Source organism: Roseicyclus sp. (assembly GCF_018402035.1).
GTDB lineage: Bacteria > Pseudomonadota > Alphaproteobacteria > Rhodobacterales > Rhodobacteraceae > Roseicyclus.
Genome location: NZ_JAGYJN010000059.1, coordinates 1 through 1,919, shown reverse-complemented (window position 1 = coordinate 1,919; position 1,919 = coordinate 1). Strand labels below are relative to the sequence as shown.

At 62.8% G+C, this 1,919-nt stretch carries 2 protein-coding genes; both read left to right on the top strand.

Translation table 11 applies throughout. The annotated features are described in order from the left end of the window. Positions 1-141, top strand: a 141-nt coding sequence (locus KG698_RS15110) for a preprotein translocase subunit YajC (protein ID WP_213686371.1), incomplete at its 5' end; no start/stop codon positions are given. 48 nt (positions 142-189) lie between these two features. Continuing rightward, positions 190-1,857 carry a protein translocase subunit SecD gene (gene secD, locus KG698_RS15105; RefSeq protein ID WP_213686370.1) on the top strand — a complete coding sequence of 556 codons (1,668 nt, stop codon included), beginning with the start codon at positions 190-192 and terminating at the stop codon, positions 1,855-1,857. The last annotated feature ends 62 nt before the right edge of the window (positions 1,858-1,919 follow it).

Sequence of the window (1,919 nt, the reverse complement as noted above, 5' to 3'; positions counted from 1 at the left end):
CAAGGTGGCTTGATCGGCAAGATCACCAAGGTGAAGGACGAGACCGAGGTCGAGGTTGAGCTGTCCGATGGTGTGAAGGTGCGTGTCGTGCGCCCGACGATTGCGCAGGTGCGCTCGAAGACGGAACCCGCCAAGGAGTGATCTTGGCGTTCGCCTGTTGCGGCGGACCGGCTGAAAGGGCCTTTCATTATGTTGCAGATCCCGCTTTGGAACCGGCTGATGATCATCACGGTGGTCTTGGCCGGTTTGGCCTTTGCCATGCCGAACCTGTTTTACGAGCGGGTCGAGCGGCATAATGATGCCGTGGCAGTGATCGAACAGACCGGGGCGGTCAGCGATGATTTGGCCGCCGCGCGTGCGCTTTGGCCGGATTTTCTGCCTGCGACCTTGGTCAATCTGGGCCTCGATCTGCGGGGCGGTGCGCATCTGTTGGCCGAGGTGCAATTGGCCGATGTCTACGAGGCGCGGATGGATGGGCTTTGGCCCGAGGTGCGCGATGTGTTGCGTGATGCGCGCGATCAGGTCGGCACGATCCGCCGCCAAGATGCGCCTGTGGGCGAGTTGCATGTGCGCATCAGCCAGCCCGAGGGGATCGCCGCCGCCGTTGCCGCCGTGCGGACCTTGGCCACGCCTGTTGTCAGCCTGACCGGGGTGGGCGCGCCCACGCTGGAGGTGCGCGGCGAGAACGATCTGGTGATCGTCACCTTGTCGGAGGCCGAGCGGCAGGCGACCGATGACCGGACCATGCAGCAATCGGTCGAGATCGTGCGCCGCCGTGTCGATGAGGCAGGCACGCGCGAACCCACCATCCAGCGTCAGGGGGCGGACCGGATCTTGATCCAGGTGCCGGGGATCGGGTCGGCGCAGGAACTCAAGGATTTAATCGGCACCACCGCGCGGCTGACCTTTCACCCGGTCGTTGGGCGCACCTCGGATGGCACCGCATCGGTGGATGCACGCCAAATCCTGTTGCCCGCGATGGATGAGGAGGGGGTGTTCTACATCCTCGAGCAAAGCCCGGTTGTCACCGGCGATGATCTGGTCGACAGCCAGCCCGCCTTTGACCAGCAAAGCGGGCAACCGGCGGTGACATTCCGGTTTAATCCTGCGGGGGCGCGGGATTTCGGGTCTTATACGGCGGCCAATGTGGGTGCGCCCTTTGCTATCGTGCTGGATGAGGAGGTGATCTCGGCCCCGGTGATCCGGCAGGCGATTACCGGTGGTTCGGGGCAGATCACGGGCAATTTCACGGTCGAGGAATCGACCGAGCTCGCGGTGCTGTTGCGCGCGGGCGCGCTTCCGGCCGAGATGGCATTCTTGGAAGAGCGTACCATTGGCCCAGAGCTTGGGGCCGATAGTATCGCAGCGGGCGAGATTGCCGCGCTGGTCGCTTTTGCCGCCGTGCTGGTCTTTATGGTGCTGAGCTATGGGCTGTTCGGGGGGTTTGCCGCGATTGCGCTTTTGCTCAATGTCGGGCTGATTTTCGGGGTTCTGAGCGTGATCGGGGCGACACTGACGCTGCCGGGGATCGCGGGGATCGTCTTGACCATCGGGATGGCGGTCGATGCCAATGTGCTGGTCTTTGAGCGCATCCGCGAGGAGTTGCGCACGGCCAAGGGGCCGGCGCGCGCCATCGAGCTTGGCTATTCCCGCGCGCTTTCGGCGATCATCGACGCGAACCTGACGACATTCATCATCGCCGTGATCTTGTTTGCGCTTGGCTCTGGCCCTGTGCGGGGCTTTTCGATCACGCTGGGGATCGGGATCATCACATCGGTGTTCACAGCGATCTATGTCACGCGGTTGTTGATCGTGACATGGTTTGCCCTGCGTCGCCCCAAGACAATCGAGGTCTGAGACATGCGCCTAAGGCTGGTTCCCCAAGAGACCAATATCGATTTCTTCAAATATGCCCGGCT